The organism is Demequina lignilytica (genome assembly GCF_030418375.1).
Classification (GTDB): Bacteria; Actinomycetota; Actinomycetes; order Actinomycetales; family Demequinaceae; genus Demequina; species Demequina lignilytica.
Genome location: NZ_JAUHPZ010000001.1, coordinates 439,491 through 451,377, shown reverse-complemented (window position 1 = coordinate 451,377; position 11,887 = coordinate 439,491). Strand labels below are relative to the sequence as shown.

Here is an 11,887-nt window from a genome sequence, read left to right as displayed (position 1 = left end):
TTCAGGGGGCGGGGGTGAGCGGGGCGGTCGACTCGCGGATGATCAGCTCGACGTCCAGCCGCAGCTGGGCGGGGGCCGCGTCCGCGGGGCTGAGCGACGGGTCGAGGAGCATGGCGGCCTCGCGGCCGGCGCGCTGCAGGGGCACGGCGACGGTGGTGAGCGCGGGTGTCACGTAGGTCGAGCCGGGGATGTTGTCGAAGCCGACCACGTTCATCCCCGACGGGATGGCCACGCCCCGCGACTGGAGCCGGCTCACGACCCCGAGCGCGACGAGATCGTTGAAGCACACGACCGCGGTGGCGCCCGTCTCGAGCGCGAGATCGGCGGCGGCGAAGCCCCCGGCGTGCACGGGACGATGCGGTCCCAGGTCGATCACCGTGATGCCGGCGACCGAGTCGAGGCCCCGGCGGCGATGCCGGTCGGACCAGGAGGTCTCCGGGCCGCCCACGTAGGCGATGGTGCGGTGGTCGAGCGCGCGCAGGTGGAGCAGCGTCTGCCGCATTCCGCTCGCGACGTCGAAGGTGACGGAGGGGATGCCCTCGATCTCGCGGTTCACCAGGACCAGCGGGCCGCGGGCGGCGCACTCGAGGATCTGCTCCTCGGGCATGCGCGGGGAGCAGAGCACCACACCGTCGACGCGGGTCTGCAGCTCCCTGACCACGTCGTGCTCGCGACGAGGATCCTCGTCGGTGTCCGCGACCAGCACCGCGTTCGACGACTCGCGCGCCTCGAGCTGGACCCCCTTGGCGATGGTGGCGAAGTACGGGTTGGCGAGGTCCGGGAGGACCAGGCCGAGGTGTCGGTTCCGTCCCGACGCGAGCGCCTGCGCGGAGCGGTTGGGCTGGTAGCCGAGCCTCTGCGCGGCCTCGAGCACCTTGAAGCGTCGCCCGCTCGACACGGAGTCAGGCGCGCTCAGGGCGCGCGATGCCGTGGCGGGGGACACGCCCGCGGCCTGGGCCACGTCTCTCAGCGTCGCCATGGAAGCTCCTCAACGTCGGGGAAAGGAATGAATGCGGTTTCATTGTGGCATGAGAAGTCCGGATGTCGCCAGTGGGGCAGCGGTGGCGGGACAGCGTTTCGTTCCGCAGTAGTGACCGATCACTTGCCCTTGTGAGGGCGGCGTGGCATAGTGGGATCGTCGCGTGAAAGCGCATTCATGACAGGCCTCACGTCTCGCAGCGAGGACGCTGCGCGGACCTCGCGGAGAACGGACGCACGCAGTGACCGATGTGATCGATCAGAACCCCACCGCACCCCCGAGCCGGGCGGGCGCCGGCGGGCCGAGCCCGCTCGTCATGCCCCAGCTGGTCGACCCCGAGCCCGGCGCGCCCCGGGTGCGGTACGCGGTGGTGGGCACCGGTCATCGCGCCGGCATGTATGTCGACGCGCTCAACGGACCCCACGGCGACGTCGGGGAGATCGTGGCCTGGCTCGATCGCAATCCCGGCCGCATCGACTACTACGACGGCTACGTGGGCCGGGCGCGCGACCTCGACGGCACCGCCGGCCTGCCTCGCTACGACGCGGACGGGCTCGAGCGGATGATCGCCGAATGCGCCGTCGACGTCGTCATCGTGACCACCATCGACTCGACCCACGCGGAGCTGATCGATCGGGCGCTGCGCGCCGGCGCCGACGTGGTGGTCGAGAAGCCGCTCACCACCACCGAGGAGGGGTGCCGCGTCATCACGAGCGCGATCGCGGACACCGGTCGCGACATCGTCATGACCTTCAACTACCGGTACGCGCCCCGCAACTCGTCGCTGCGGGAGGTGATCCGCTCCGGGAGGATCGGCACGGTCACCTCGGTGCACTTCGAGTGGGCGCTCGACACCGTTCACGGCGCGGACTACTTCCGGCGCTGGCATCGCCAGAAGGAGAACTCGGGAGGGCTGCTCATCCACAAGTCGAGCCACCACTTCGACCTGGTCAACTACTGGCTCGGCGACGTCCCGACGCGCGTCTATGCGCGCGGTGGCCTGAAGTTCTACGGCGCCGAGAACGCCCGCGCCCGCGGGCTGTGGCCGCGTCCGGAGCGCGGGACCGGCGCGGGTGACGACCCGTTCTCGCTCGACCTGCACGACGACCCCCGGCTGGCGGCCCTCTACCTCGAGCCGGAGCGGTACGACGGCTACCGCCGGGACGGCGACCCGTTCGCGGAGGGCATCACGATCGAGGACAACCTCGCGGTCGTGGTCGACTACCGCGGCGGCGCGGTCATGACGTACTCGCTCAACGCCCACAGCCCGTGGGAGGGCTATCGCGTCACCGTGAACGGCACCGAGGGCCGTGCGGAGCTCGAGGTGACCGAGCGTGGCGCCGTGGTCCGCGATGAGAGCGGCCGTGCGGTGCTCGACCCCTCCGCCACGCCCGACGCGCTCGGTGCGTCCGAGCTGCGGCCCGAGGGTGAGCGTCTGCTGGTCCAGCGCCACTGGGAGGCCGCCGAGGAGGTCCCGATCCCCGAGGGCCAGGGCGGACACGGAGGCGGCGACGCCATCCTGCTGACGGAAGTCTTCCGGCGTCACCTGCGGGTGGGCGAGGACCCGCTCGGCCGGGCCGCCGGATACCGCGACGGCCTTCGTGCGGTGGCGGTCGGCATCGCCGGCAACATCTCGCTCGAGACGGGGCAGGCGGTCGACATCTCGGGTCTGGACCTGGGCGAGGCGCTGTAGGGCGAGCGCTCCGGTCGGACCTCCGGAGGGCACCGGTATAGTCCGAGCAGCGGGGCGCCGACGCGCGTCCCATGACCGGGGGAGCCGCGGAGCGCATGACACGACGGCCCGGGCGGATGCGCCCGAGCAGCGGCGCGACGATCACCGACGTCGCGCAGGCCGCGGGCGTCTCGCGGGCGACGGTGTCGCGCGTCATGAACGGCCGGCCCACCGTCGACGCGGCGATCGCCGAGCGTGTGCGCCGCGTGGTCGACGAGCTCGGATACAAGCCGAGCCGCGTCGCGCAGTCGTTGTCGCTCGGCAGGACCTCGACCGTCGGAGTGATCGTCCCGGATCTGGGGAACCCGAGCTTCCAGCAGATCCTCCACGGCGTGAACCGGTCCGCCGCCGCGGCGGGATACCGGGTGCTGGTCGCGGACTCGGCCGAGACGCCCGATGACGAGCCCGCGCTCATCGAGGACGTGCGACGGCGCACGGACGCGGTGATCGTCTGCTCGCCGCGCATGAATGCGGACACCCTCGCGGCGCTGCTGCCCCGGGTGCAGCCCATCGCGCTCGTCAACCGTGACGAGCCGGTGGACGCCCCGCGCGTCGTCGTGGACTCGGGCGCCGGTGTCGCCGAGATGTGCCGGCACCTGATCGGCCTCGGCCACCGCCGCATCGTCCATCTCGACGGCCCCGTCGGATCCAACGCCCAGGCGGCGCGGCTGAGGGGCCTGACGGCGATCGGGGAGGAGCACCCGGAGGTCGAGCTGGTGCGGCTCCCGTGCGGATCGACGATCGACGAGGGCCACGCCGTCTTCGACCAGGCGCGCGCGACAGGATCCACGGCGATCATCGGCTTCAACGACCTGGTCGCGCTGGGGGTGCTCGAGGCGGCGCGGGACCGCGGGGTGCGGGTGCCGCGCGACCTCTCGGTGGTGGGCTTCGACGACATCCCGTTCGCGCGTCTGTCCTCGCCGGCGCTCACCACCATGAGCGTCGATCTGGAGGATGTCGGGGAGACCGCCTGGCGGGCCCTCGAGGCGCGGATGAAGGGCGAGGAGGAGGACGGGCCGCGCGTCTTCGCCCCCGTGCTCGTGCCTCGGGCGAGCGTCGATCCCGTGGCCTGACCCGTCGCCTCGCTCGTCCGCGAACACGCCCCCGCGGGCCCCTGGGTCGCCCCGCGGTGCGGCCACCTGTGCGTGCGCGTGCGTGCTGAGTAACCGGTTTCTTGACATCGTCGCGCGCGTCAGGGATGCTGGCCGCAGTCACGGGCGACGCGTCGCGCGCGACGTCGTTCTCGGCAACACGATGAGGTGGAACATGCGGGTCGACGGAGACCTCCGACACAGGTTCATCGGCGCGGTCGCCTTCGCGGCGGTCGCCCTCGCATCGGTGGCCGTGGCCCCGGCGGCGCACGCGGCGGAGGTGCCCACGGGGGGCTCGCCGACGGTCAGCACCGACTTCGAGGCAGGCCTGTCGGGTTGGGACGCCACCGGAGGTGCCGCGGCCGCTTCCGCGGGCGGCCAGGATGGGGGAGCCTACGCGGCGCTTCCCGCCGGCTCGACCATCACGGCGACGTTCACGGGCCTGAGCCAGGGCAGCTACACGCTCGACGCCCACCTGCGCGGTGCGACGAGCGACAACAACGCGAAGATCACGGTGTCGGGCACGGGCGGGCCGGACGCGGTGCTCCTGATCGACGGCGCGGTGGCGGGCAGCGGCTCCGCATGGGCCCGCGCGGCTCATCGCAACGTGCTCGTGTACAACGGCGAGGCGACCGTCACGGTCACCGCGGGTGCCGGGGCGATCGACGTCGACGACCTGGTGCTGCGGCTCGACTCCGCGGACGCGTCCCTCTCCAACTGGGGCTTCGAGGACGGTCTGGCGGGATGGGCCGTCTCGGGCCCGGCCTCGGTGGTCACCACCGGGGCGGACACGGGCGACGCCGCCGTCCGCCTCGAGGACGGCGCCGAGATCACGCAGACGGTCGCGGTGGAGCCGAGCACGCGCTACGCGGTGACCATGCGCGCGAAGGTCGATGTCGAGGACACCTTCGAGACCACCGGACACGAGAGCTGGCGCGGCCGCGACGGCGAGTACGTGGACCGCACCTCCCTGGGCGACCGTGTGAACCTCGGCGTGCGCAGCTCCGACGGCACGGTGCTGCGGCAGGCGCCGTCCGGAACCGTCGGCTACGGGCTCGTGACCGCGACGTTCGTCACGGGCCCCGACGACCACGAGGTCGAGCTGTACGCCAACACGGTGTACGACGCCGCCTACGTCGACTCGGTCACCGTGCACACGGCCGATGGACTGGTCCCCGCGGACGCCTGGACCGGCAACGGCGCGGACTCCGCGTACGTCGACTCCTTCGACCTCTTCGAGCTCGACGACGAGAACGAGGTCAAGGGCGCCGACACCTCGTTCCTCCAGGCCGAGGAGGACCTGGGAGGCAAGTACTTCGCCAACGGAGTCCAGCAGGATGCGCTGCGCATCATGGCGAACCGCGGCGTGAACTCGATCACCAGCATGGTGTTCGTCCAGGCGGGCGAGCAGATCGTGAGCTACGACACCCTGCTCCCGGTGTTCCAGAGCTGGACGGGACCCGACGGGCAGCCCTACCCCAAGCGCATGATCCAGGGGGGCTACTGGGACGAGGAGCACACCCAGGAGCTCGCGGTGCGCGCGGCCGCGCTCGGCATGAGCATCCACCCGAGCTTCCACTTCAGCGATGCGTGGGTGAGCGCCGCGAAGGCGTACACGCCGGCGATCTGGACCAACGTCGACTACGACGGCACCCGAACGGACAGCGACCTGGACCACCTGAAGGCCGTCGTCTACCACTACGTCCACGACTTCATGACGGACCTGGTCGCTCACGACGTCGAGATCGCCGGGGTGAAGATCGGCAACGAGCAGAACGGCGGCCTGCTCTGGCCCGCCGGGCGCGGTGCGACGTCGACGGGCCACGCGGCGATCATCACCGCCGCTCACCAGGCGATCCAGGACGTCGCCCCGGAGGTCGCGACGTCGATCCACACCAACAACGGCTACGACACGGGCGCGAGCGCCAACTTCTTCGACGGGCTCACCGCGGCGGGTGCGCAGTACGACGGCGAGGCGTACTCCCTCTACGGAGGGCGCTCCAGCGGCAACATCATCGAGCTGGGCGAGGCGATCAACGCGGACCCCGACCGCCGCTACCGTGAGTACATCGACGTCGAGGCGGGCTTCAGCTTCACCCGCTACAAGCCGACCCACGACCAGCAGACCACCCAGCTGGGCCAGTCGACGTACTACCGCAACAGCCCGAACGGCCAGTACAACTGGCTGCTCGACTACATGCAGGCGCCGCTCGACTACCCGAACCCGTACGGTCAGAAGCGCGGCTTCTACTACTGGGAGGCGGTGTGGATCCCGACGCCGGGCGTCGGGTCCAGCGACGGCGGCACCGCCGACGTGAACAACCGCATCCTGTTCAACAACGGAGACGTCTCGATCAAGGAGATGGGCAGCGCCCAGCCCGGCAAGTCCGGCGACGCCATGGACAGCCTCTACGCGTATCTGATCCGCGGCGTGCCCAAGCAGAAGGATGCGGACGTCTCCACCCCGCTCGGCTACGACAACGGCTACGCCGACGGCGCCTACGCGGTCGACCCGGTCGAGCCCACCGGCATCTCGCTCGTCGAGACGGCCGTGACGGTCGAGCAGGGCGCCAAGCAGCGCCTCACGCCCGTGGTCACCCCGACCGATGCGGTGCTCATCGACAGCGTGGTGGCCTACGCCACGGACGACCCGTCCGTCGCCACCGTCACGCATGAGGGATTCGTGGTGGGCGTCGCACCCGGCACCGCGACGGTGACGGCGACCGACGCGGCCGGCCACAGCGCCACCGCCGTCGTGACGGTTCCGAGCCCGGTGACGGCGAGCGGGCTCACGGTGTCCGTGGACGGCTCGACCGTCGCCGACGGTGCCACCCTCGAGGCCACGGTGAAGTCGTCCCTCGACCTCGCGGCGACGCTCGGGGACGCCTCACGTCAGGGCGTGGTCTACACGTCGTCCGACCCGGCCGTCGCCTCGTTCTTCGGCGAGACCCATCAGACCGAGCCCGGCCGCATGGCCCAGCGCACCGACGACGGCTCGCTGGTGCAGCTCGACATCCACGCGGCGGGCAGCACCACCGTCACGGCGACCTCCCTCGACGGAGCGGCCACGCTCTCCTTCACCGTCGACGCGACCAAGGTCGCCGTCGCGGCGGTCGAGCTCGACACGACCGAGGCGACCCTGGACACCGGACGCGAGCTCCAGCTCGCCGCCACCGTGCTGCCCTCGGACGCGAGCTTCTACCACCTGGGCTGGTCCAGCGCCGACGAGTCCATCGCGACCGTCGACAGCGACGGCCTGGTCACGGCGCTCGCCGAGGGCGACGTGCTGATCCGTGCCTACGCCGAGGACGACCCGATGGTCTTCGCGGAGGCGCTGATCCACGTGGTCCCGGTCCGCGCGACCGGGGTCATCCTCGACCGCGAGGCCATGACGCTGCAGCTCGGCACCACCAAGGACCTCCGTGCCCTGGTGCTGCCGGAGGACACCGCGAACACCGTGGTGACCTGGACCACGTCGGACGACTCCGTCGCGACGGTCGACACCACCGGCGCGGTGACCGGCGTCGCGCTCGGGAAGGCGACGGTGACCGTCACGACCGACGACGGCGCGTTCACGGCCAGCGCCGTCGTCACCGTGCAGGCGGATGCCGTGCCCGTCACGGGCCTCGCCCTCGACGTCGACGAGCACTGGTTCCACTCCGACGCATTCTCGACCTACGCCCCCGACGGGCCGATCGCCACGGTGACGCTGCACGCCACCGTCTCTCCCGCGGATGCGACCGACGACGCCGTGTCGTGGACCTCCGACGACGTGACGGTCGCGAGGGTCAACTCGTTCGGCATCGTCACGCCCGTCTCGCCCGGCGTCGCGCGCATCACCGCGACCACAGCCGGCGGGGAGCACGCCGTGACCGTGCCCGTCTACGTCCCGACCTCGAGCGACAGCTTCGAGAACATCGCGATCGGCGATGCGTGGGGGACCGGCGCCATCCCCGGCTACGGCGGCTACATGACCGCCTCGGTGCAGTCCGTCGACGGCGATCAGGTGCTGGTCGCCACGGGCTCCGGCTCGGGTGGACGCGGACTTCAGAAGGCGTTCAGCGAGCCGATGGTCAACGACCGCGTCGCGATCGACTTCGACTGGAACGTGGGCGCCCCCGAAGGCTCCAAGGGCGCGTACGTCACCATCACGGACAGCTCGCAGCAGCGCTACCTGAGCATCCAGACCAACTGGAGTACCGAGCTCGTGTTCAGCAGCGGCGGCCGGTCCTCCTCGTCGACCTCGAACGAGCCGCTCACCGACACCACGCCGGTCGGAGACGGCTTCGACGTGAACCACACCTGGTACCACGTCCACGCGGAGCTCGACTTCCGGGCCGAGCACACCGTGCTCACGATCACGAGCGTCGAGGATCCGACGTTGACGGCGACCCACACGGTGCCGTTCGCGGACATGGACTACACCGGTGACGTGGCCACGCTCCAGACCTGGACCACCCGGGTGGGGGCCATGACCTGGACCACCATGCTCGACGACGTCAACGTCTACGCGGCTGCGCCGGCGCCGCGCAGCATCGTCCCGACCGCGGAGGCCGTGCGCCTCATACCGGTGGCCGGCACGCTCGGGGCGAGCGTCCAGCTCGGCGCGAGCGTCCTCCCCGCCGGCGCGTCGCAGGGCGTGGTGTGGTCGTCGGCCGACACCACGGTGGCGACCGTCACCCAGGACGGGCTGGTGACCGCCTCCCGCCTGGTGCCGACCCTGGCCGACGTGGTGTCGGGAACCACCAGCGTGCGCATCGCGTCGGTCGCGGACCCCGACCTCTTCGTCGACATCCCCGTCACCGTCACCGACACGATCCGGGCGTCGGAGTTCTTCTGGGTCGAGGACGAGGACGGCGTGACCGTCTTCGAGGAGGGCGGTGCCAGCGCGCCGCTCGCCGTCGACGCAGGCGACCCGAAGCAGCTGATCGCGCGCCTGACCGGCGGCGACGGCGACTCGGACGTGGCCGGGTTCGCGTGGTCGTCCTCGGATCCCTCCGTCGCGTCGATCGACGCCGGCTCCGGCGAGCTGATCGGCTGGACCGAGGGCACGGCGACCGTCTCGGTCGTGGTCACCATGTACTCGGGCGACCCGAAGACCGCCGACATCACCGTCGAGGTCACGGGCAACGCCGTGGTGGCCCGGTCGATCGCGGTGACGTCGCCGCCGGTGTCGGCCGAGGTGGTCGCCGGTGGGGATCTGGATCTGACGGGGCTCGAGGTGACGGCGTCGATGTCGGATGGCTCGTCGCAGGTGCTCGACGCGTCGGAGTACGAGGTCGTGGGCTTCGACGCCTGGACCGTGGGCGCGCAGGAGGTGACGGTCGCGCTGGTCGCGGATCCGTCGCTGACGGCGTCGTTCGACGTGACCGTGGTGGACCAGTCGCTGCCGACCGGGAACCTGCTGGTCAACGGCAGCTTCGAGGACCGGCTCGCCGGGTGGGACGTGACGTGGAACAAGCCGCAGGGCTCGGTCGCGATCCGGACCGCGGGAGGCTTCGAGAGCCCGACGTACCTCAACGTGTGGAGCTCGGGTTCGATGGACTTCCTGCTGGAGCAGGACGTCCGGATCATGCCGGGCTGGTACACGTTGAGCGGCTCGTTCCGTGGTGATGCGAACCTCACGCAGGACATCACGCTGTCGCTGGCGGATGCGTCGGGCGAGGTGGCGTCGTCGGTCTCGGTCGAGACCGTGGGCAAGGACGTGTGGCTGCATCCGGTCACGTCGCCCGTGTACCTCGACGGTGGCACCATCACGGCTGCGCTGCGGTACATCCAGGGAGCGGGCCAGTGGTCGGTGGTCGACAACCTCATCCTCACCCGCGTCGCACCGGTCGAGGCGGAGTCGATCGCGGTGACGTCGCCGCCGGTGTCGGCCGAGGTGGTCGCCGGTGGGGATCTGGATCTGACGGGGCTCGAGGTGACGGCGTCGATGTCGGATGGCTCGTCGCAGGTGCTCGACGCGTCGGAGTACGAGGTCGTGGGCTTCGACGCCTGGACCGTGGGCGCGCAGGAGGTGACGGTCGCGCTGGTCGCGGATCCGTCGCTGACGGCGTCGTTCGACGTGACCGTGGTGGACCAGTCGCTGCCGACCGGGAACCTGCTGGTCAACGGCAGCTTCGAGGACCGGCTCGCCGGGTGGGACGTGACGTGGAACAAGCCGCAGGGCTCGGTCGCGATCCGGACCGCGGGAGGCTTCGAGAGCCCGACGTACCTCAACGTGTGGAGCTCGGGTTCGATGGACTTCCTGCTGGAGCAGGACGTCCGGATCATGCCGGGCTGGTACACGTTGAGCGGCTCGTTCCGTGGTGATGCGAACCTCACGCAGGACATCACGCTGTCGCTGGCGGATGCGTCGGGCGAGGTGGCGTCGTCGGTCTCGGTCGAGACCGTGGGCAAGGACGTGTGGCTGCATCCGGTCACGTCGCCCGTGTACCTCGACGGTGGCACCATCACGGCTGCGCTGCGGTACATCCAGGGAGCGGGCCAGTGGTCGGTGGTCGACAACCTCATCCTCACCCGCGTCGCACCGCCCGACCCCGCGACCGCGCTGGACGCGATCGACCGCGGCGACGCCGTGATCCGTGAGGCCTACAGCCCGGCGTCGATCGCCGCGCTCGACGAGGCGCTCGACACCGCCCGCGAGGTCGTCGGCGAGGTCTCCTCCACGCAGGAGGAGCTCGACGCGGCGGCTGCCGCGGTCGACCAGGCCATCGGCGCGCTCGTCGAGATCGGGTACCTCCCGCTCGCCGACTATCGGATCGCCGTGCTCGCGGGCGACCTGCCCGAGCTGCCGGAGACCCTCGACCTGCTCAGCCTCTCCGACCAGGTCATGGCCGAGGCCGTGGTCTGGGAGGAGCCCGCTGCCGAGGCCTTCGACACCCCGTACGCGGTGGTGGCCGTCCACGGCGCCGCCGGGGCTGTCGACGTGGTCCTCCACGTCGAGGTGATCCCCGCCGGGCTGACCTACCTGGTCGATGCCGGCACGGCCGGGTCGCCGGTCTACGACGCGATCGCACCGCTCGCCGCGCTCCGCAACGCCGTCGCCGATGGGGTCGTCGATGCGGACCAGGACGAGCCGTGGGGCCTCGCGACCGCGATCGGCGACGGCGGCGCGGTCGTTCGCACCGTCGCGGAGGGGTCCTTCGACAAGAGCCTCACCGCGTGGGAGAACCCCGACGGGTCGATCGAGTACCGCTTCTGGCTGCCCGCCGGAAGTTACGAGGTCACCGCCGGCTTCGGGATCGTCGACGGCGCGACCGCTCTGAACGCCGCCGTGACCCACGAGGGCGTCACCGATGCGGCGGACGTGGTCGAGCTGGACGCGGACGACCCGAGCGGGCAGGCGACCGTCGCCTTCTCCACGTACCGCGACGGGGTGGTCTCCGTCGCCGCGACCGCGGCCACCGGCGCATCGTCCCTCTCCTGGATCGGGATCGTCGACACGACCGAGCCGCCCGTTCCGGGCGCCGCGACCGCGGCGCCCGGCGCGGGCACGCTCGCCGACGACAACGGCTGGGACACGGGCCTGGAGGACGGCGAGTTCACCGTCTCCTGGGACCTGTGGTGGGGCCAGAACGCGACCTCGGTCGCGCTCTACCAGGACGGCGTGCTCGTCGGTGCCGTGGCGCTCGAGGACGTCACCCCGACGGCGCAGCACGCCGAGTTCGCCATCGCGGGCCTGGCCAACGGCACGTACGAGTACGTGGCGGTCGCCCGGAACGCGATGGGTGTGACCGAGTCCGCCCCGCTCGAGGTCACCGTGACCGATGCGACGCCCGGGGTCGGCAGGCTCACCCACGACAACCAGGACAAGGACGGGGACTACACGGTGACCTTCACCCTGGGGTGGGGCACCAACGGCACGGCGTACCGTCTGTACGAGGACGGCGTGCTGATCGACGAGCAGTCGCTCACCGCCGCCACGCCGGGGGCGCAGACCGCGTCGACCGTCATCGCCGGCGCCGCGGTCGGGAAGCACACCTACGTCGCGGAGCTGGTCAACAGCGCGGGCACCACCGCGACCAAGCCCGTCACGGTGACCGTCCGCTGAGCCGCCGGCCCATCACCCGGCCGAGCGGCGCG

The 11,887-nt window shown here is 71.3% G+C and carries 4 protein-coding genes; 3 read left to right on the top strand and 1 reads right to left on the bottom strand.

Annotation, left to right across the window (positions count from 1 at the left end):
* Window position 1: 1 nt before the first annotated feature.
* The gene (locus QQX13_RS02025; RefSeq protein WP_301120533.1) at window positions 2–979 is read right to left on the bottom strand and encodes a LacI family DNA-binding transcriptional regulator; all 978 of its coding nucleotides are present in this window, start codon (window positions 977–979) and stop codon (window positions 2–4) included.
* Window positions 980–1,229: 250 nt separating this feature from the next.
* Between QQX13_RS02025 and QQX13_RS02020 the strand changes: the two genes are divergently transcribed.
* The 3 genes from QQX13_RS02020 (at window position 1,230) to QQX13_RS02010 (ending at window position 11,855) form a co-directional block, all read left to right on the top strand.
* Complete coding sequence (locus tag QQX13_RS02020; RefSeq protein ID WP_436968551.1) at window positions 1,230–2,672, top strand: Gfo/Idh/MocA family oxidoreductase; 1,443 nt, start codon at window positions 1,230–1,232, stop codon at window positions 2,670–2,672.
* 71 nt (window positions 2,673–2,743) lie between these two features.
* A complete protein-coding gene (locus QQX13_RS02015) occupies window positions 2,744–3,784 on the top strand; it encodes a LacI family DNA-binding transcriptional regulator (protein WP_301152306.1) in 1,041 nt (346 codons plus the stop codon).
* Between the two features lie 193 nt (window positions 3,785–3,977).
* A complete protein-coding gene (locus QQX13_RS02010) occupies window positions 3,978–11,855 on the top strand; it encodes an Ig-like domain-containing protein (protein WP_301152304.1) in 7,878 nt (2,625 codons plus the stop codon).
* Window positions 11,856–11,887: the final 32 nt, after the last annotated feature.